This is a genomic window from Vibrio algivorus, from assembly GCF_030161215.1.
Lineage (GTDB): Bacteria > Pseudomonadota > Gammaproteobacteria > Enterobacterales > Vibrionaceae > Vibrio > Vibrio algivorus.
In genome coordinates this window covers 26,209-45,071 of record NZ_BSPV01000006.1, presented here as the reverse complement: position 1 = coordinate 45,071, position 18,863 = coordinate 26,209, and the positions used below count along the sequence as shown (strand labels likewise).

The 18,863-nt window shown below is 40.9% G+C and carries 18 protein-coding genes; 17 read left to right on the top strand and 1 reads right to left on the bottom strand.

Annotated features, from left to right (window positions below; translation table 11 throughout):
- Nucleotides 1-270 precede the first annotated feature (270 nt).
- The 10 genes from bolA (at nucleotide 271) to dinB (ending at nucleotide 9,690) form a co-directional block, all read left to right on the top strand.
- Nucleotides 271-579 (top strand): transcriptional regulator BolA, encoded by a 309-nt coding sequence (gene bolA / locus QQJ93_RS09245; protein WP_089122481.1) that lies wholly within the window; start codon nucleotides 271-273, stop codon nucleotides 577-579.
- A gap of 629 nt (nucleotides 580-1,208) precedes the next feature.
- Nucleotides 1,209-2,549 carry a Na(+)-translocating NADH-quinone reductase subunit A gene (locus QQJ93_RS09240; RefSeq protein ID WP_089123550.1) on the top strand — a complete coding sequence of 447 codons (1,341 nt, stop codon included), beginning with the start codon at nucleotides 1,209-1,211 and terminating at the stop codon, nucleotides 2,547-2,549.
- 3 nt (nucleotides 2,550-2,552) lie between these two features.
- Nucleotides 2,553-3,797 (top strand): NADH:ubiquinone reductase (Na(+)-transporting) subunit B, encoded by a 1,245-nt coding sequence (locus QQJ93_RS09235; RefSeq protein WP_089122482.1) that lies wholly within the window; start codon nucleotides 2,553-2,555, stop codon nucleotides 3,795-3,797.
- On the top strand, nucleotides 3,787-4,557 hold the full coding sequence (locus QQJ93_RS09230; RefSeq protein WP_089122483.1) for a Na(+)-translocating NADH-quinone reductase subunit C: 771 nt from the start codon (nucleotides 3,787-3,789) through the stop codon (nucleotides 4,555-4,557). Before QQJ93_RS09235 ends, QQJ93_RS09230 begins: the two co-directional genes overlap by 11 nt.
- A complete protein-coding gene (locus QQJ93_RS09225) occupies nucleotides 4,557-5,186 on the top strand; it encodes an NADH:ubiquinone reductase (Na(+)-transporting) subunit D (RefSeq protein ID WP_089122484.1) in 630 nt (209 codons plus the stop codon). The genes QQJ93_RS09230 and QQJ93_RS09225 overlap by 1 nt, the downstream gene beginning before the upstream one ends.
- A 5-nt stretch (nucleotides 5,187-5,191) precedes the next feature.
- Nucleotides 5,192-5,788 carry an NADH:ubiquinone reductase (Na(+)-transporting) subunit E gene (gene nqrE / locus QQJ93_RS09220; RefSeq protein ID WP_089122485.1) on the top strand — a complete coding sequence of 199 codons (597 nt, stop codon included), beginning with the start codon at nucleotides 5,192-5,194 and terminating at the stop codon, nucleotides 5,786-5,788.
- 31 nt (nucleotides 5,789-5,819) lie between these two features.
- On the top strand, nucleotides 5,820-7,052 hold the full coding sequence (gene nqrF, locus QQJ93_RS09215; protein ID WP_089122486.1) for an NADH:ubiquinone reductase (Na(+)-transporting) subunit F: 1,233 nt from the start codon (nucleotides 5,820-5,822) through the stop codon (nucleotides 7,050-7,052).
- Nucleotides 7,053-7,220: 168 nt separating this feature from the next.
- The gene (locus QQJ93_RS09210) at nucleotides 7,221-8,252 is read left to right on the top strand and encodes an FAD:protein FMN transferase (protein WP_162497283.1); all 1,032 of its coding nucleotides are present in this window, start codon (nucleotides 7,221-7,223) and stop codon (nucleotides 8,250-8,252) included.
- Between the two features lie 12 nt (nucleotides 8,253-8,264).
- Nucleotides 8,265-8,498, top strand: coding sequence for a (Na+)-NQR maturation NqrM (gene nqrM, locus QQJ93_RS09205; RefSeq protein WP_089122487.1), 234 nt, complete (start codon nucleotides 8,265-8,267; stop codon nucleotides 8,496-8,498).
- 133 nt (nucleotides 8,499-8,631) lie between these two features.
- Nucleotides 8,632-9,690: a DNA polymerase IV gene (gene dinB / locus QQJ93_RS09200; RefSeq protein WP_089122488.1), complete on the top strand. Its 1,059-nt coding sequence runs from the start codon at nucleotides 8,632-8,634 to the stop codon at nucleotides 9,688-9,690.
- A gap of 142 nt (nucleotides 9,691-9,832) precedes the next feature.
- On the opposite strand, the gene QQJ93_RS09195 is transcribed toward dinB, so the two are convergent.
- Nucleotides 9,833-11,305, bottom strand: a complete 1,473-nt coding sequence (locus QQJ93_RS09195) for an aminoacyl-histidine dipeptidase (RefSeq protein ID WP_089122489.1) — start codon at nucleotides 11,303-11,305, stop codon at nucleotides 9,833-9,835.
- Nucleotides 11,306-12,127: 822 nt separating this feature from the next.
- On the opposite strand from QQJ93_RS09195, the gene QQJ93_RS09190 reads away from it, so the two are divergent.
- The 7 genes from QQJ93_RS09190 to QQJ93_RS09160 all read left to right on the top strand — a co-directional run bounded on the left by QQJ93_RS09190 (nucleotide 12,128) and on the right by QQJ93_RS09160 (nucleotide 18,837).
- Nucleotides 12,128-13,423 carry an NCS2 family permease gene (locus QQJ93_RS09190; protein WP_089122490.1) on the top strand — a complete coding sequence of 432 codons (1,296 nt, stop codon included), beginning with the start codon at nucleotides 12,128-12,130 and terminating at the stop codon, nucleotides 13,421-13,423.
- A 38-nt stretch (nucleotides 13,424-13,461) separates the two neighbouring features.
- Nucleotides 13,462-13,926 carry a xanthine phosphoribosyltransferase gene (gene gpt, locus QQJ93_RS09185; protein WP_089122491.1) on the top strand — a complete coding sequence of 155 codons (465 nt, stop codon included), beginning with the start codon at nucleotides 13,462-13,464 and terminating at the stop codon, nucleotides 13,924-13,926.
- A 157-nt stretch (nucleotides 13,927-14,083) separates the two neighbouring features.
- A complete protein-coding gene (locus QQJ93_RS09180) occupies nucleotides 14,084-14,362 on the top strand; it encodes a GNAT family N-acetyltransferase (RefSeq protein WP_089122492.1) in 279 nt (92 codons plus the stop codon).
- Between the two features lie 28 nt (nucleotides 14,363-14,390).
- Complete coding sequence (frsA, locus tag QQJ93_RS09175; RefSeq protein WP_089122493.1) at nucleotides 14,391-15,632, top strand: esterase FrsA; 1,242 nt, start codon at nucleotides 14,391-14,393, stop codon at nucleotides 15,630-15,632.
- A gap of 86 nt (nucleotides 15,633-15,718) precedes the next feature.
- Nucleotides 15,719-16,105, top strand: coding sequence for a sigma factor-binding protein Crl (gene crl / locus QQJ93_RS09170; RefSeq protein ID WP_089122494.1), 387 nt, complete (start codon nucleotides 15,719-15,721; stop codon nucleotides 16,103-16,105).
- 297 nt (nucleotides 16,106-16,402) lie between these two features.
- Nucleotides 16,403-17,557, top strand: coding sequence for a glutamate 5-kinase (gene proB, locus QQJ93_RS09165; protein WP_089122495.1), 1,155 nt, complete (start codon nucleotides 16,403-16,405; stop codon nucleotides 17,555-17,557).
- Between the two features lie 29 nt (nucleotides 17,558-17,586).
- Entirely contained in the window at nucleotides 17,587-18,837 is a 1,251-nt protein-coding gene (locus QQJ93_RS09160; protein ID WP_089122496.1) for a glutamate-5-semialdehyde dehydrogenase, read from the top strand.
- The last annotated feature ends 26 nt before the right edge of the window (nucleotides 18,838-18,863 follow it).

Genomic DNA, 18,863 nt, shown 5'->3' with positions numbered 1-18,863 from the left:
AACACCTTTCAAACCAATCTGACGCGGCATAAAGGTTTGAATGAAGCTCCCGAAGGGCAAGTTAAAACAAGCTTTATGCTGCGTTAAATTGAACAGAGATAGAATGACTATGGTCATATTCAATTTGCCTTGCCTAAAGCTTGTTTTATTCTTGCTGAAACTCGCATCTTGAAGTCACTTGGGTATATGAATGTCATGGTTACATTAATTCCATTGAGCTTTGAACCGTTTTCATGGCATCTTGAAAGAAATAATTAGAAGGTGAGTAACATGATTCAAGATCTAATCGAAAGAAAACTACAAGCAGCTTTTAATCCTATTCATTTAGATGTTCAAAATGAAAGCTATATGCATAACGTACCACCGGGTTCTGAAAGTCATTTTAAAGTGGTCGTGGTCAGTGAGCAATTTGAAGATAAAAAATTGATAGCTCGTCACCGTGCAATTAATGCAGCACTAAGTGATGAATTAGAGAATCATATCCATGCCTTATCGATTCATGCTTATACTCAATTAGAATGGCAACAGGTGAGTGGGGCAGTACCAGAATCACCAAAATGCGCGGGTGGCGGTAAGTAAATGCCGAAGATTGAGGGTAATCCTTACTTTTATCAAGGACTAGCTTCATTCGATAAGAACATTATTCAGAATAAACGAATAACGATAATTGTGGTGTGCTTCAAATATATACAATTTTGTATTTAATCCCGTTAACTTAGCAGCAAAAAAATAGCTGAATACCCCTAATGAGAATGGCAAGGCATTCATAAAAGATGCTAGAATACGCCACCTAGAAGAGCTTATTGATAAAATTAGGCCTTTTTATATGTACCCAAGTAACTTCAAGGTGCGAGTTTCAGCAAGAAGAAAACAAGCTTTAGGCAAGGCAAATTGAATATGACCATAGTCATTCTATCTCTGTTCAATTTAACGCAGCATAGAGCTTGTTTTAACTTGCCCTTCGGGAGCTTCATTCAAACCTTTATGCCGCGTCAGATTGGTTTGAAAGGTGTTTACATTCCTTTGCCAATCTTCCTGCCTAAAGGTTTGGATGATAGCTCTGAATTCTGCATCTTGAAGTCACTTGGGTATAAATGTTGCGATCCTGTTTTTTCTCTAAATCCAGGGCCGGACACAAAAAAGTCGTGTCTTTAAGTTACGCAATTAAAAGAATCTTATTTCCCTAAAATAAAGTAGTGCAAGTGCGTATGATTACAATAAAAAAGGGCTTGGATCTTCCTATTGCTGGAGTTCCTGCTCAGGTGATTAATGATGGCAAGTCCATCAAAACAGTCGCCTTGCTTGGCGAAGAGTACGTGGGTATGCGTCCAACAATGCATGTTCGCGTTGATGATGAAGTGAAAAAGGGTCAAGTTCTTTTTGTAGATAAAAAGAACCCAGGCGTTCAATACACTTCACCTGCAAGCGGTAAAGTTATCGAAGTGAATCGTGGTGCAAAACGTGTTCTTCAATCTGTTGTGATTGAAGTTTCAGGTAATGACCAAGTGACTTTCGAAAGCTACACTGCCGATCAACTAGCGAAGCTTGACCGTGAAGTGGTTAAGACTCAACTTGTTGAATCTGGTGTGTGGACTGCATTGCGAACTCGTCCGTTCAGCAAGGTTCCAGCAATCGATTCGACCACTCAGGCAATCTTTGTTACTGCAATGGATACTAATCCACTAGCAGCAGATCCTGCCGTGATTATTAATGAGCAAGCAGAAGCCTTTACAGCAGGTCTTGATCTTCTATCTGTATTAACAGATGGCAAGGTATACGTGTGTAAAGCGTCAACAACATTGCCGCAATCTTCTCAATCTAATGTAGAAGAACATGTGTTTGCAGGTGTTCATCCAGCTGGTTTAGCGGGAACTCACATGCATCACTTGTACCCAGTGAGCCTAGCAAATGTTGCTTGGAGCATAAACTACCAAGACGTTATCGCGTTCGGTAAGTTATTCCTTACTGGTGAGATTTTCACTGATCGTGTGATTTCATTAGCGGGTCCTGCGATCAAAGAACCTCGCTTAGTTCGTACTAGTATTGGTGCAAACTTGGATGATTTAACTGAAGGTGAAATTTTACCGGGTGAAGCTCGTGTGATTTCTGGTTCAGTGTTATCAGGTACTACAGCATCTGGCTCTCACGCTTACCTTGGTCGTTACCATACTCAAGTATCTGTTCTTCATGAAGGTCGTGAAAAAGAGCTTTTTGGTTGGGCTATGCCTGGCGCGCACAAATTCTCTGTGACTCGTTCTTTCTTAAGCCACTTATTCCCAAGCCGTGTGTTCAATATGACCACTACGACAAATGGTAGTGATCGTTCTATGGTGCCAATCGGTAACTATGAGCGTGTAATGCCATTAGATATCGAACCAACATTGTTGCTTCGTGATATCTGTGCTGGGGATTCTGATAGCGCACAACGTTTAGGCGTTTTAGAGCTGGATGAAGAAGATTTGGCGTTATGTACCTTTGTATGTCCTGGCAAATATGAATATGGCGATTTACTTCGCGATTGCCTAGACAAGATCGAGAAGGAAGGTTAATTCATGGGCCTTAAGAAATTTATAGAAGATATTGAACCGCATTTTGAACCTGGCGGGAAACATGAGCGTTGGTTTGCTTTGTATGAAGCCGCAGCAACGCTATTTTACACCCCAGGTACTGTAACAAAACGCAGTTCTCATGTTCGTGATAGCGTTGATTTAAAACGTATTATGATCATGGTTTGGCTAGCAGTATTCCCAGCAATGTTCTGGGGTATGTACAATACTGGCCATCAAGCAATTGTCGCGCTTAACCACATGTATTCTGGTGAGCAACTTGCCACAATTATTTCTGGTGATTGGCACTACTGGCTAACTGAAATGCTCGGCGGCACACTGACCGACCAAGCCGGTTGGGGCAGTATGATGCTGCTTGGTGCAACTTACTTCCTACCTATCTACGCAGTTGTTTTTGCTGTAGGTGGCTTCTGGGAAGTATTGTTCTGTATGATTCGTAAGCATGAAGTTAACGAAGGTTTCTTTGTTACTTCTATCTTGTTTGCGCTAATCGTGCCGCCAACATTACCACTATGGCAAGCTGCTTTAGGTATTACTTTTGGTGTTGTTGTCGCTAAAGAAATCTTTGGTGGTACTGGCCGTAACTTCCTAAACCCAGCATTGGCTGGCCGTGCGTTCCTATTCTTTGCATACCCAGCGCAAATTTCTGGCGATGCAGTCTGGACTGCGGCAGATGGCTTCTCTGGTGCGACGGCGCTTAGCCAGTGGGCACAAGGTGGTCACGGTTCACTAGTAAATACAGTAACAGGTCATTCAATTTCTTGGATGGACGCATTCATCGGTAATATCCCAGGTTCTATGGGTGAGGTTTCAACCTTAGCTCTAATTTTTGGCGGTTTGATGATTGTTTATATGCGAATTGCATCATGGCGCATCATTGCCGGTGTAATGATTGGTATGGCTGCTGTATCAACAATGTTTAACCTTATCGGTTCAGACACTAACCCAATGTTTGCTATGCCTTGGTACTGGCACCTAGTGTTAGGTGGTTTTGCATTTGGTATGATCTTCATGGCGACAGACCCTGTATCAGCATCATTTACTAATAAAGGTAAGTGGGCGTACGGTGCATTGATCGGTGTGATGTGTGTGCTTATCCGTGTAGTTAACCCTGCCTACCCTGAGGGTATGATGCTAGCGATCCTATTTGCTAACCTATTTGCACCTCTATTTGATTACTTTGTCGTTGAGAAGAACGTCAAGAGGAGACAAGCTCGCTATGGCAAATAAAGACTCCATTAAAGGTACCCTAGTTACCGTTATTGCTCTGAGCCTTGTGTGTTCAGTTGTAGTATCAACGGCAGCGGTACTATTAAAACCAAAACAGGTAGCAAATGCTAAACTTGATGTTCAAAGTAACATCGTAGCGGTTGCTGGTTTTGATGCGAAAAATGCAGACGAGATCCAATCTATCTACCATGAAAGCATTGAACCTCGTTTAATTGACTTCTCTACTGGAGAATTTGCAGAAGGTGACGCAACTCAATATGACATGCGTGCTGCAGCAAAAGATCCAAGTCAATCTACTAAGCTACCAGCTGATGAAGATATCGCTAAAATTATGCGTCTTCCGAATAAAGGCTTGGTTTACTTAGTGAAAGACGGTGAGCAAGTTAAAGAAGTTATTTTACCAATTAATGGTAGTGGCCTTTGGTCTATGATGTATGCATTCGTTGCTGTGCAAACGGACGGTAACACAGTAAGTGACATCACATTCTATGAACAAGGTGAAACTCCGGGACTTGGTGGTGAAGTTGAAAACCCTAAATGGCGTGCTCAATTTGAAGGCAAAAAATTGTTTGATGAAAACAATCAGCCTGCAATTAAGATCGTAAAAGGTGGAGCACCTGAAGGATCTGAACACGGTATTGATGGTTTGTCTGGCGCAACGCTAACAAGTAATGGTGTTCAGCACATTTTCGACTTCTGGTTAGGTGATAAGGCCTACGGTCCTTTCCTCGCTAAAGTACGAGCAGGAGAACTGAACTAATGAGTGCAAAAGACTTAAGAAAATCTATTGTTTCTCCAGTGTTAGATAACAACCCGATTGCACTACAAGTGCTAGGTGTTTGTTCTGCATTGGCAGTAACAACTAAGTTGGAAACCGCATTTGTTATGACATTAGCTGTAATGTTTGTAACCGCATTTTCTAACTTGTTCGTATCTCTAATGCGTAATCACATTCCTAACAGTGTTCGTATTATTGTGCAAATGGCGATCATTGCATCGTTAGTAATCGTGGTAGACCAAGTATTACGCGCATACTTCTTCGATATTTCGAAGCAGCTATCGGTATTCGTTGGTTTGATCATTACTAACTGTATCGTAATGGGCCGTGCTGAAGCATTTGCAATGAAAGAAGCACCATTCCCATCATTTATTGATGGTATTGCGAATGGTCTCGGCTACGGTTTTGTATTGATCGTAGTAGGCTTCTTCCGTGAGCTTTTAGGTTCAGGTAGTATCTTCGGTATGCAAGTATTGCCATTAATTTCAGACGGTGGTTGGTATCAGCCAAACGGTATGATGTTACTTGCGCCTTCTGCATTCTTCATCATTGGTTTCTTAATTTGGGCTATCCGTACAATGAAACCAGAACAAGTAGAAGCTAAGGAGTAATCGCAGTGGAACATTATATTAGCTTACTCGTTCGTTCGATCTTCATTGAGAACATGGCACTGTCTTTCTTCTTAGGCATGTGTACGTTCCTAGCGGTATCGAAAAAAGTAAAAACCTCTATCGGTCTTGGTATTGCGGTTGTTGTAGTACTAACTGTGGCGGTACCAGTAAACAACCTAGTTTATACCTATATTCTGAAAGAAGATGCCTTGGTTCAGGGAGTGGATTTAAGCTTCCTAAACTTCATCACTTTCATCGGTGTTATTGCCGCACTAGTACAAATCTTGGAAATGGTGCTTGACCGCTTTTTCCCACCTTTGTACAACGCACTAGGTATTTTCCTGCCGTTAATTACCGTTAACTGTGCCATTTTTGGTGGTGTGTCGTTCATGGTTCAACGTGACTATAACTTCACTGAGTCAATCGTATATGGTTTCGGTTCGGGTTTAGGTTGGATGTTAGCTATCGTTGCGTTAGCAGGTATCCGTGAGAAGATGAAATACTCAGATGTACCTCCAGGTCTACGTGGCCTAGGTATTACTTTCATCACTGCGGGTCTTATGGCGTTAGGCTTCATGTCTTTCTCTGGTATTCAACTTTAGGGTAAACGCCCCCAAACATAAGGAATAATCGATGGATACTAATGTTATTCTCCTTGGCGTCGCGATGTTTACTCTGATCGTTCTAGCGTTAGTTTTAGTGATTTTATTTGCTAAGTCTAAACTGGTTCCAGATGGTGACATTACGATTTCTGTAAATGGCGATCCTGAAAAAGCCATTATTACGACTGCCGGTAGCAAGCTACTAGGTGCACTATCAAGCTCAGGCATCTTCGTGTCTTCTGCTTGTGGTGGCGGTGGTTCTTGTGGCCAGTGTCGCGTTAAAATTAAATCTGGTGGTGGTGATATTCTACCAACAGAGTTGGATCACATCTCTAAAGGTGAAGCCCGTGAAGGTGAACGTTTAGCTTGCCAAGTTAACGTGAAAACCGACATGGAGATTGAATTGCCTGAAGAAATCTTTGGTGTGAAAAAATGGGAATGTGAAGTTATTTCTAACAATAATGAAGCAACCTTTATCAAAGAATTTAAGATTGCGATCCCAGATGGTGAGTCTGTACCATTCCGTGCAGGTGGCTACATTCAAATTGAAGCACCAGCGCACCATATCAAATACTCTGATTTTGATATTCCTCAGGAATATCGTGAAGACTGGGAAAAGTTCAACTTGTTCCGCTACGAGTCAAAAGTGGAAGAAGAAACCATCCGTGCATACTCGATGGCGAACTACCCAGAAGAAGAAGGTATTATTATGCTAAACGTGCGTATCGCTACGCCGCCGCCTAATAATCCTGATGTCCCACCGGGTATCATGTCTTCTTACATTTGGTCTCTGAAACCAGGTGACAAGTGTACGATTTCAGGACCATTTGGTGAGTTCTTCGCGAAAGATACTGATGCGGAAATGGTGTTTGTTGGTGGTGGTGCTGGTATGGCTCCAATGCGTTCACACATCTTCGATCAGCTTAAGCGTCTGAAGTCTAAGCGTAAGATGAGCTTCTGGTATGGTGCTCGTTCTAAGCGTGAAATGTTCTACGTAGAAGATTTTGATGGCCTAGCTGCTGAGAATGATAACTTTGAATGGCACTGTGCATTGTCTGATCCACTTCCAGAAGATAATTGGGAAGGTAAGACAGGCTTTATCCACAATGTTCTATATGAAAGCTACTTGAGAGATCATGAAGCGCCTGAAGATTGTGAATACTACATGTGTGGTCCACCAATGATGAACGCAGCCGTTATCGGATTGTTGAAAGATCTTGGTGTAGAAGACGAAAACATTCTATTGGATGATTTCGGTGGCTAATCACTAAGCCTCTGATAATAATGGCTGGCTTACTTAAGTCAGCCATTGTTTTTTAGAGCGAATAGTTTTTTAGAATCATTAGAAATAGGTAGATCGATAAAGTATTTATCGCTGATTTCTAATGTTTTTATTTATACCTTCTAAAGGAGTAAGCAAGTGAAATTACGAATGATTCAACTTGCTAAGTCAGTGCAAACTTGGCTTTTTATTATTGTTTCAGTGTTATTGTTAGCAGGTTGCTCTAAGCCTGTAGAACAAGTGCATTTGTCAGGACCGACTATGGGAACAGGCTATAATGTTAAGTACATTGTTCAAGATGAGCAGCCAAAGCCTGACGTTTTACAAAAAGAAATCGACAAAGTGTTGGAAAAGGTCAACGATGAAATGTCGACCTACAGAGAGGACTCTGAATTAAGTCGTTTTAACCAACATACAAGTAATGAACCTTTTCCTGTCTCCAGTGATACTGCCGCGGTAGTACGTGAAGCATTGCGTATTAATAAGCTGACGGAAGGGGCGATGGATGTAACGGTTGGACCTATTGTAAACCTTTGGGGCTTTGGACCTGAAGACCGCCCTGATATAGTACCAACACCAGAAATGCTGTCTGAACGTCGTAAAGTGACGGGTATTGAGCATTTAAGCGAAACGGGTGATGCGTTAATTAAAGATATTCCAGAGTTATATGTTGATTTATCAAGTATTGCGAAAGGTCGTGGTACAGATGAAGTTGCAGATTATTTAGAGTCTGTAGGCATTCATAATTACATGGTGGAAGTTGGTGGTGAAATTCGCGTTAAAGGTAAGAACCGTGATGGTGTACCATGGCGTATCGCGGTAGAAAAGCCAGTAGCTAATCAGCGTTCAGTTGAAAATATTATTGAACCAGGTGATATGGCGATTGCGACTTCAGGTGATTACCGTAATTATTTTGAAGAAAACGGTGTTCGATACTCGCATATTATTAATCCAAAGACAGGTAACCCAATTAATAATAAAGTGGTTTCAGTGACTGTTCTAAATCCATCTTGTATGACAGCGGATGGGCTGTCGACTGGCCTGATGGTATTGGGTGAAAAAGACGGATTGCGTATTGCTAATCAAAATAATATCCCTGTTTTATATATTGTAAAAACAGACGATGGTTTTAAAGAATTCAGTTCAGATGCGTTTAAGCCGTATTTGAAAGACACACATTAAACGAGGTGCTTTATGGCAACTTATGGAATTACATTTTTAATATTTTTGGCTGTCATTGCAGCGATGTCAGTTGGTTACATCTTTCAAAAGAAAGTGGTAAAAGGTAGCTGTGGTGGCCTAGGTGCAGTTGGTGTCGATAAGGTCTGCAATTGTCCTGAACCCTGTGATGCACGTAAAAAGCGTGAAGCTAAAGCGGCGTTAAGAGCGGAAAAATTAGCCAAATGGGAAAACGAGCGAATCATGTAATGATTTGAGAGTTACTTTCTCTTGGTATGCCCCTTCTTGAAAGAGTAGGGGCATTTTTATTGCTTGGTACTTTTAAGAAATAGCGCTATCATTTAACTGTTTTTATATACAGTATTTTGTATGGGTTATAGTGATGGCTGATCGTAAAATTATTCATATTGATATGGACTGTTTTTTTGCAGCAGTGGAAATGAGAGATTTTCCTCAGTATCGCGATATCCCACTAGCGGTAGGAGGAAGCAGTAAGCAACGCGGTGTGATCAGCACTTGTAATTATATAGCTCGTCAATATGGAGTGCGATCAGCGTTACCCACGGCAAAAGCTTATCAACTATGTCCACATTTAACTTTGGTACATGGACGAATGGATGTTTATCGCCAAGTCTCAAAGCAGATCCGAGAAATTTTTTCTCGTTATACTTCACTGATTGAACCGTTATCTCTAGATGAAGCTTATTTAGATGTCACCAATAGTAAAATGTTGCATGGTTCAGCAACCTTAATTGCGCAAGCCATTCGGGCCGATATTGAGCGTGAATTAAATCTCACAGCCTCTGCTGGCGTTGCGCCACTCAAATTCTTAGCCAAGATAGCTTCTGATCTCAATAAACCCAATGGTATTACCGTTATTCCACCTGAGAAAGTTCAGCAAACGATTGATGGCTTAACGCTGGAAAAAATTCCGGGTGTTGGCAAGGTAACAATTGAGAAGCTACATCAAGCCGGTTTGTATACTTGTTTGGATATTAGGCAATCGAATTATCGTGATTTATTAGGACAGTTTGGTTTGCTTGGGGCTTCTTTATGGAAGAAAAGTAATGGCATTGATAATCGTGAAGTGATGGTTGAACGCAATCGTAAATCTTTGGGAGTTGAAAGGACTTTTAGTGAGAATATTTCAAGTTTTGATGAGTGTTGGCAGGTTATTGAACAAATCCTTTATCCAGAATTAGATAAGCGATTACTTAAAGTTTCACCATCAAAAGCAATCACCAAACAAGGTATCAAAGTGAAGTTTGCTGATTTTCAACAAACCACTATTGAACATACTGTTCAATTATTTAAGTTAGAAGATTATAAAGAATTGCTACAAGAAGTGCTGACTCGTCAAAAGGGGCGTGAAATACGTTTACTTGGATTGAGTGTCATGCTGAAACCTGAGGAAATGGAAAGGCAGCTGTGTTTGATATAGAAAGTTACTAGGCTAGAGTCTCTAGGAAAAGCAACTTATTGGAAAAAGAATAAACGAGAAGAAAGTCCCTAAAGATTAAAGATAGTGCATAACTTGCATTGTCCAAAAACTCTAGGGACTAGGAACTTAAAACTAGTTACCTTTAATCTTTTTCTGGAATATTTTCCAAGATCGCGATCATTTGTTCCCAGTAAAGAGCCACACTAGCAATCTCTACCTTTTCATCTGGAGAGTGTGGGAATTTAATGGTTGGACCAAACGAAATCATATCCATATTTGGATACGGCTTTTTGAATAGGCCACATTCTAGACCAGCGTGGATCACCATAATATTTGGTTTATAGCCATAAATGCCTTCATAAACATCACGGAAAATATGCATGATTTGTGAGTCTGGATCCGGCTTCCAACCAGGGTAGGCACCATCAAATTGAATATTTGCGCCTGCAAGTTCAGCTAACGATGCCAGCGTGCCTTCAACCATTTCGCGGCCAGAATCAATCAATGAACGGACGAGGCAAAGAATGGTGATTTTGTCTTCTTCAGTAGTAATTACACCGACATTTAATGACGTTTCAACCACACCTTTAATATTGTCATCCATGCGAATCACTCCATTTGGACAGCTATTCAATGCGGCAATAAAGCGAGATTGAACAGGTTGAGCTAATGGGGAAAATTGGCTGCTAGCTTCAGTAACTTGACTAGTTAGTGTGGTTTCAATCTGACCGAGTTCTTGCTGAACTAAAGTTGTGTATTGGTTGAATGCTTTTGTTAGTTCATCTTGTTTTGCTCTTGGTACGGCGAGAATCGCTGCGGCTTCACGTGGAATCGCATTACGAAGACTACCACCTTGGAATTCAATCACACGTAAATCCAAACTTTTCGCGTGGTTGGCTAGGAAGCGAGCGAGGAATTTATTGGCATTACCGCGACCTGTGTGAATATCACAACCTGAGTGGCCACCCTTTAAACCTTTAACAGCAAGTTTGAGAGTGATATGGTCACTTGGCATTGCGTCACGCTCTAAATCAAAAATGATTGAAGCATTTACACCACCGGCACAACCCATGTAGATTTCGCCTTCTTGCTCTGAATCAGTGTTAAGTAGAATATCAGCATCAAGCCAACCTTCTTGTAGTGCAAAAGCACCTGTCATTCCAGCCTCTTCATCAATAGTCAGCAGTACTTCTAATGGGCCGTGTTTAATGTCTGTTGAAGCCAGAACCGCTAAACATGAAGCCATGCCCATACCATTATCAGCACCTAGTGTTGTACCTTTCGCGGTTACCCACTCACCATCAATGTAAGGCTGAATTGGATCTTTGGTGAAGTCGTGCGTTGTGTCTTCATTCTTTTGTGGCACCATATCAATATGCGCTTGAAGAACGACTTTCTTTTTGTTTTCCATTCCAGCTGTTGCAGGCTTAGTAATAAAAACATTACCAGCATCATCACGTTTAACGGGTAAGTTTTGTGAGGTTGCCCATTCAACGATGTACTGAGCAAGTGCTTCTTCATGCTTTGAAGGATGAGGAATGGAGCAGATTTTATCGAAAAATTGCCAGACAGGTTGAGGGGATAGTTGACTGATTTCAGAATGTTGATTCGACACAAAAGACTCCTAACTGATTTATCTACCCTGATTATGTTAATTAGGATAGTTGAAATAGGTGATTTATAGCCAAGTAACTTCAAGGTGCAGTTCTGTTGCTAGCGTTTATTTACCCCAATTGAATAGACGAGCTATGCTCATAGGGCTCATTCACTTGTCACCTCACTGCAACGATAATTACTATGGGTATAAATAGTATGAGTAGAATAATGCTACTTGAAAGGCCGGATGTACAGCATAGAGATAAGATAAATGCCTTCAATTGAGGTGTATCAAACTTTAAAGATCCGTTACTCTTATTTTTGTGTAATTTTATTACCATTTATTGTGGTTATCATTGCATAACTTTCTTTTTTAGTATGATGAAAAAGAATAATTAGTAATTTAATTACCGGCCCTGTATTATCTCGTTACTTCTTGATGATAGTAAACATGAATCAATTACTGTCTTGGATGTGTACAAATATTGATTTACTGATAGCAGACGGTATCCATTATTTATGGCTACTAGTTATTGACGAGATCCGATGTTTGTGTTACCCCCTTTTGTTTAGAATAGATGGGTCGCTAAGGTTACAGAATTCTATTGCCACCTACTGTTTAGGTGGCTTTTTTTATTCATATACTGAAGCAACTGACATCTTGAAATCATTTGGGAGATAAATCTCATTGAGATACCTCGAGCAAAAAGTATTAAAATTGATATTTGTATCAGATACAGATTGCTTTCATTAGCATTATTTGGAAAACTACACGCCTTTTTATTAAAACGATTGCGCAATCGTTTAAATTTTGCTGCTACGCACACTTTAGGGACATCACATGTTAGAAAAGTTATTTAAGTTATCGGAGCACGGTACCAACGTGAAAACCGAAGTCTTAGCCGGCGTTACGACGTTCTTGACGATGGCTTATATTATTTTTGTTAACCCTGCAATTTTATCTCAAGCTGGAATGGATCATGGCTCAGTGTTTGTGGCTACGTGTCTTGCTGCTGCAATTGGCTGTTTTATTATGGGCTTTTACGCCAATTACCCAATTGCTCAAGCGCCAGGTATGGGGCTAAATGCTTTCTTTACCTACACGGTAGTACTAGGTATGGGACACACTTGGCAGGTCGCTTTGGCAGCAGTATTCTGCTCGGGTATTTTATTCATCATATTAAGCTTATTTAAAATTCGTGAGCTTATTATTAACTCTATCCCTATGTCATTGCGTTTAGGTATTTCCGCTGGTATTGGTCTTTTCTTAGCATTAATTGCATTAAAGAACGCTGGTATAGTGGTAGGTAGCCCTGCAACATTAGTTACCGTTGGGGATTTAACTTCAATACCTGCAGTTTTAGGTGCACTAGGCTTTGTATTAACCATTGTACTTGTTCATCGTGGATTTAAAGCGGCGGTAATGATTGCTATTTTGGCGATCACTGCGATTGGCGTGATTTTAGGCAATGTTGCTTATGGCGGGATTGTTTCTATGCCACCAAGCATCGCACCTACTTTCTTACAACTTGATTTCTCTGCAATTTTAGATGTAGGCATGATTTCAGTCGTGTTTGCTTTCTTGTTTGTCGATTTGTTTGATACGGCTGGCACATTGGTAGGGGTAGCAAACAAAGCTGGCTTTATTGGTAAAGATGGTAAAATCCCTCGTTTGAATAAAGCGCTATTATCTGACTCAACAGCTACTTCGATTGGTGCATTGCTAGGTACATCAAATACTACATCGTTTGTTGAAAGTACTGCAGGTGTTGCTGTAGGTGGTCGTACAGGCTTAACTGCAGTTGTCGTTGGTATTTTATTCCTTCTTGCATTATTCTTCTCACCATTAGCCGGTATGGTTCCAGCCTATGCAACAACAGGCGCATTATTTTATGTGGCTATCTTGATGTTATCAGGCCTCGTTAATATTGAGTGGGATGATTTAAGTGAAGCGGCACCTGTTGCAGTAGTTTGCTTATTAATGCCATTAACTTTCTCGATTGCTGAAGGTATCGCAATGGGTTTTGTGACCTATGCAGCGATTAAACTACTCAGCGGTAAAGCGCGTGAAGTGAACATTGGCGTTTGGATTCTAGCCTTAATATTCTTGTTGAAATTCATTCTTACGGGTGCTTAATTGCATCTTAGAAACAAAAACAAAGCAGGTTTTATTTTATGAGTAATAAATTCATTATCACTTGGGACAATATGCAAATGTATTGTCGTCAATTAGCGGCCAAGCAAATGCCAGCTGAGCAGTGGAAGGGTATTGTTGGTGTTAGCCGTGGTGGTTTAGTACCTGCAGCTATTTTGGCTCGTGAACTTGGTATTCGCTATGTTGATACAATTTGTATCTCTAGCTACGACCACGATCACCAGCGTGAAATGAAAGTTTTAAAAACCATCGAAGGTGACGGTGAAGGTTTCCTTATCGTCGATGATTTAGTGGATAGTGGTGATACAGCTCGTCATATTCGCGAAATGTACCCTAAAGCTAAGCTTATTACAGTATGCGCTAAGCCTGCCGGTCAAGATCTTGTTGATGATTATATTGTCGATATTGCTCAAGATACATGGATTGAGCAACCTTGGGATATGACGCTTCAATTTGAAGAGCCAGTTAATCGCAAGCAAAAGTAATTAATTCACTGCTTTATTGACTGATGAAACAAACCCTGCACTACGGTGTGGGGTTTTTTATTTGTTTTGCGAGGAATTGATTGGCATAACCTAGGTGGTAAGCGTTATCCTAGTTCTTCTCATCAGAGCTATTGATTTTTATTTGAAGGATTTACATATGACCACACTCAAACATGATAAATCTAAGCAGCGTTATGAAGTCGAAGTGGCACCAAATTATTGGGCACATTTAGACTACCTCCAACATAGTGACGTTTTAACTATAACCCATACTTTTGTGCCTGATGAATTACGTGGACAAGGTTGTGGTAAAGCCTTAATGGAAACCGTGTTGGCTGATATTGAGTCGCATAATCTAAAAGTTCGACCGGTTTGTAGTTATGCCGTTGTATATCTAGAGCGTCATACCCAATGGCAGCATTTACTGGCGAAATAACGATTGAAAAAACGAGTGGAGATATCCCTTGGAACCAAGTAAGAATTTATCTGAATCACTGTTCAAAAAACATCAACATGCCAAAGAAACGTCGAGTTTCATCAGTTACTTGTCAGAAAGTCAGGCACTATTGGATGCAAATCAAAAACGTAGCAAAAGTGCATGGTATAGAGCTTTGCGTCGTATGCAGTGGATTTGGCAGGGTTTAGATCCGATTGAAATTGAATCAGTCCTTGCTCGCATCGCCAGCTCAGGAAATAAACATAATCATCCAGATTGGCTTGATACGATAGCAGGCTACCGCCCAGGAAATTGGTCGTATGAATGGAGTCAACAAGGAGCGATTCATCAAAGAAAAGCAGCCTTATTAAAAGGTGAAGCCGCATCAAATGAATACTTTATCGCTAGCTTATGCTTTGGTGTTGCCAGTTATCCACACCTTAAAGGAGACAACCTCTCTATTCAGGCTCAAGTACTGGCCAATAAAACATACTCTGATGCGATGGAACATAGCCCTTATGTCATAAAGCAACTGAAGATCCCATATAAAAACAAAAAGATTATGGCCAACCTCCATCTACCTCATACTGAAAAATCGCTTCCTGTTGTGATCGTGAGTGCTGGAATTGATAGCCTACAAACGGATATGTGGCGTTTGTTTCGAGATTTTCTCGCCAAACATGAGATTGGCATGCTTACAGTAGATATGCCTGGGGTGGGTGCAAATATCCATTGGTCAATGACTGAAGATTCAAGTTGCCTACATCAAGCGGTACTTAATGAGTTACCTAATATTCCTTGGGTTGATCACTATAAAGTTGGATTACTTGGCTTTCGATTTGCCGGTAATGTGATGGCAAGGCTTTCGTTTATTGAGCAAGATAAAATAGCAGCATGCGTTGCTTTAGGTGCGCCAATTCATGATCTACTGTCTGATGCGAATAAATTTAGCATAATGCCGAAAATGTACTTGGATGCTCTGGCTTCTCGAATGGGAAAAAACGCCGTGGATATTGACAGCTTTTCTAAACAAGTTCGAGCTTGGTCATTGAAATCTCAAGGTTTGCTTGCCGGAAGAAAAACAACGGTACCAATTTTAGCGTTGGGGCTGGAAGGCGATCCTGTCGGTTCAAAGATGGATAATCAAAGTCTGGCAAGTTTTAGCCAGGGTGGTAAAGCGATTGAACTGAGAACAAAGTCAATTTCACAAGGTTATGATCAAGCACTCACTTCTGCTGTCGACTGGTTGAAAGTCGCACTCAAAAAGTGACATTTGTGATCGAATAGTGAACTATAGATAGTTGAGGTCAATGGATTATTGATCTGCTTAAATTATAATAATGTATGGAGAATTCAATGACTGACGCTTCTGCACCAACGCACTATCGTTTAATGACCGCTTTGAAAGCGATTGGCCCTTATTTACGTGAAGGTGAATGCGAGTCGGGTACTTATTTATTTGATTGCTTATCTGTTTGTGTGGATGATAAAAAATCACCAGAGGTAAGAGAATTTTGGGGCTGGTGGTTAGAATTAAGCAAAGAAGAAGATAACTTTGTCGCCAACTACACCTTAGGTAAATACGATGAAAAAGGTGATTGGGTTGATATAGTAATACCTAAAAAGTCACAACTTGAAGTGGAAAGAACATTGGAAGAATTCCATAAAAAGCTTGTTTCTGTGTTGTCTGGAAATTACAACTACACGGTTAGTCTTCATAAAAATTCGGTTGATACTCTGTAATTAATCCGATTAGAGAATATTGTAAGGCGTGTTGGTGGATTATCCGCAACACGCCTTATCTTTTACTTGTGAAATGGCGCTCGTATTGATACAACATTAGAATATATACCCAAGTAATTTTAACTTGCCCTTCGGGAGCGTCACCCAAGCCCTTAGCCTGCGTTAGATTTACTTGAAAGGTGTTTACATTCCGCATAAATCTTCCTTGTCTAAAGATTTGGATGATAGCTCTGAATTCTGCATCTTGAAGTCACTTGGGTATAATCTTTTATTATTTTCACTTTTGACAGGAAACACATGTCAACTCAAGCCTCTTCAAATCAAAGCGCAAACAACAGCCAACTGAAATCTCAAACCATAGTGGTAAAGCTGGGAACCAGCGTGCTGACCGGCGGAACCTTAGAAATTAATAAAGCTCGTATGGTTGATCTTGTTCGTCAGTGTGCAGAGCTAAAAAATCAAGGCCATCAAATCGTAATTGTTTCTTCTGGTGCAATTGCTGCAGGGCGAGAGCATCTTGGCTACCCCGCACTACCCAACTCGATGGCAAGCAAACAGTTATTAGCCGCCGTTGGCCAAAGTCGCTTAATTCAAGTTTGGGAGTCCTTATTTGAATTGTACGGAATTAAAATTGGCCAAATGCTCCTCACACGTGCTGATTTGAAAGACCGTGAACGTTTCTTGAACGCACGAGATACTATTAATGCTTTGATTGAACACGGTATTGTGCCAGTTGTTAATGAAAATGATGCGGTAGCAACAACAGAAATCAAAGTTGGTGATAACGATAACCTTTCAGCATTGGTTGGTATTTTATGTGGAGCCGATAAATTATTGTTATTGACCGATCAGTCTGGTTTATTCACCGCTGATCCTAGAAAAAATCCTGATGCAGAATTGATCCGTGAAGTTAAAACCATTGACGAGACATTGCGTAAAATCGCCGGTGGTAGTGGCACAACGTTAGGTACCGGTGGCATGGCGACAAAGTTACAGGCAGCTGATATTGCAAGACGTACAGGTATTGAAGTGGTGATCGCAGCAGGAAGTAGTCCGAATGTGATTGTTGATACCTTAAGTAATACCCCTCAAGGTACACGTTTTCTGGCTTTAGAAGAGTCATTAGAAAATCGTAAACGTTGGATCTTAGCTGGCCCAGCTTCTGTAGGCGATTTAATTTTAGATGATGGTGCCGCCAAAGCGGTTATTGAGCGAGGCAGTAGCTTATTAGCCAAAGGAATCACACAAACTCAAGGTACTTTTTCTCGCGGAGATGTGGTTCGCTTGCGTAATCAGCAAGGGCAACTGTTAGCCAAAGGTATTGTTAGCTATTCCGATACTGAGTTAGGGCTATTGATTGGCAAACACAGTACTGAGATTGAAGCGACATTAGGCTATGCGTATGGTGCAACCATTGTTCATCGTGATGATCTTGTTATTATTCAAGAATAGTTTAGCCAAAAAAATTTAAGGAAAAGATTGTGGATTTAACATTAATGGGTCAAGCGGCAAAGCAAGCTGCATTTCAGTTAGCGACCGCTTCAACCGCTCAAAAAAATAAAGCACTCTCGATTATTGCTGATGAGCTTGAAGCAAACGCGAATACGATTTTAGCGGCCAATGCTCAAGATATTGAATTAGGTCGCCAAGCAGGCTTAACTGATGCTCTTTTAGATCGTTTGCTTCTCAATGAATCTCGTTTAGAGGGCATTGCGGCTGATGTTCGTAATGTGATTAATCTTAATGATCCGGTTGGTAGTGAGATTGATAGTAAAATTTTAGAAAATGGTATGTCACTTTCACGTCGTCGTGTACCTTTAGGTGTCGTTGGGGTGATTTATGAAGCTCGCCCAAATGTGACCATTGATATTGCTGCCTTGTGTTTAAAAACAGGTAATGCCAGCATTTTACGTGGTGGAAAAGAGACCTTCTTTTCTAATATGGAATTGGTCAAAGTGATTCAAAGTGCGCTTGAAAAAGCCGGCTTACCTGCTGCATCAGTGCAATACATTGAAAAACCTGATCGTGAATTAGTTTCACAATTACTAAAACTCGATGAATATGTCGATATGATCATTCCTCGTGGGGGTGCGGGTTTGCACAAAATGTGCAAAGAAAATAGCACGATTCCGGTGATCATTGGTGGATTTGGGATCAGTCATATTTTTGTCGATGAAACCGCAGATTTAGCGAAATCTATCGATGTTATTGAAAATGCGAAAGTACAACGTCCATCGGCTTGTAACTCTCTTGATACCTTACTAGTGCATGAAAAAATTGCCGCTGAATTTTTACCTAAATTAGCAGAACAGCTCGGTGAAAAAGTAGCTTTAGTGGTTGAGCCAACAGCAAAAGCAATATTAGGCGAGAATCCGCAAGTGCGAGATGCTCAAGAAGGTGATTTTGATACTGAATGGTTAAGTTATACCTTAGGCATTAAAGTGGTCACTGATATTGCGGAGGCGATTGACCATATGCAAGTGCATAATGCTAGTCACTCTGATGCCATCATGACGGAATCAATCCGAAATGCTGAATTATTCATTAACTCGGCAGGTTCGGCGGCAGTATATGTTAATGCTTCTACACGCTTCACTGATGGTGCTCAGTTTGGTTTGGGTGCAGAAGTGGCTGTGTCAACTCAAAAGCTGCATGCACGTGGCCCTATGGGCTTAGAAGAGCTCACAAGCTATAAGTGGGTAGGTAAGGCGGATTATTTAATTCGAAGCTAGTCCGCTGCGCGGAGGTTGCTAGTTCC

Bases quoted from the DNA above. Each gene is read 5' to 3' on its own strand.
- QQJ93_RS09180 (WP_089122492.1), top strand. From the start codon at position 14,084: ATGACCACACTCAAACATGATAAATCTAAGCAGCGTTATGAAGTCGAA.
- nqrM (WP_089122487.1), top strand. From the start codon at position 8,265: ATGGCAACTTATGGAATTACATTTTTAATATTTTTGGCTGTCATTGCA.
- QQJ93_RS09235 (WP_089122482.1), top strand. From the start codon at position 2,553: ATGGGCCTTAAGAAATTTATAGAAGATATTGAACCGCATTTTGAACCT.
- QQJ93_RS09240 (WP_089123550.1), top strand. From the start codon at position 1,209: ATGATTACAATAAAAAAGGGCTTGGATCTTCCTATTGCTGGAGTTCCT.
- crl (WP_089122494.1), top strand. From the start codon at position 15,719: ATGACTGACGCTTCTGCACCAACGCACTATCGTTTAATGACCGCTTTG.
- nqrF (WP_089122486.1), top strand. From the start codon at position 5,820: ATGGATACTAATGTTATTCTCCTTGGCGTCGCGATGTTTACTCTGATC.
- proB (WP_089122495.1), top strand. From the start codon at position 16,403: ATGTCAACTCAAGCCTCTTCAAATCAAAGCGCAAACAACAGCCAACTG.
- QQJ93_RS09190 (WP_089122490.1), top strand. From the start codon at position 12,128: ATGTTAGAAAAGTTATTTAAGTTATCGGAGCACGGTACCAACGTGAAA.
- gpt (WP_089122491.1), top strand. From the start codon at position 13,462: ATGAGTAATAAATTCATTATCACTTGGGACAATATGCAAATGTATTGT.
- bolA (WP_089122481.1), top strand. From the start codon at position 271: ATGATTCAAGATCTAATCGAAAGAAAACTACAAGCAGCTTTTAATCCT.
- QQJ93_RS09210 (WP_162497283.1), top strand. From the start codon at position 7,221: ATGATTCAACTTGCTAAGTCAGTGCAAACTTGGCTTTTTATTATTGTT.
- dinB (WP_089122488.1), top strand. From the start codon at position 8,632: ATGGCTGATCGTAAAATTATTCATATTGATATGGACTGTTTTTTTGCA.
- QQJ93_RS09225 (WP_089122484.1), top strand. From the start codon at position 4,557: ATGAGTGCAAAAGACTTAAGAAAATCTATTGTTTCTCCAGTGTTAGAT.
- QQJ93_RS09230 (WP_089122483.1), top strand. From the start codon at position 3,787: ATGGCAAATAAAGACTCCATTAAAGGTACCCTAGTTACCGTTATTGCT.